This is a genomic window from Brevibacterium sp. SIMBA_078 (assembly GCF_046534565.1).
Classification (GTDB): domain Bacteria; phylum Actinomycetota; class Actinomycetes; order Actinomycetales; family Brevibacteriaceae; genus Brevibacterium.
This window is the reverse complement of record NZ_JAWRYQ010000124.1, coordinates 1-302: the sequence shown is the minus strand read 5'-3', so window position 1 is coordinate 302 and position 302 is coordinate 1. Positions and strand designations below refer to the sequence as shown.

The following is a 302-nucleotide window of genomic DNA, read 5'->3' as shown; positions in this document are numbered from 1 at the left end:
CTCATTTCAGCAACTTCGTCGCCACGGTTAGCGTTTGAGCCGTAGACCAGTACTCTGACCACGGGTCCGCTGACTCGAAGCTGAGGTACTCGCGTGCTGTCTGGACTCCCACTGCGCGCCGGATTTCAACTCGAACAACTGCTCCCACGACACCGGCATGGAGACACCCATGCCCGGGCGCGCGCGCGGAGAACGCCGCGGCTGTGGTCTGGCCTTTACCGTTGCGCAGGTAGTCCACGCAGACCTTTTTAATACGGTTCGACGGCCCCGACGTTGCCGAGAATCGCTCCGGTATGGTTTTC

General features: G+C 60.9%; 1 protein-coding gene. It reads right to left on the bottom strand.

All coding sequences use genetic code 11. From position 1 onward, the window contains the following. Position 1: 1 nt before the first annotated feature. Positions 2–302 (bottom strand): hypothetical protein (locus SB749_RS19130; RefSeq protein WP_410711694.1); only part of this gene is annotated, 301 nt, incomplete at its 5' end.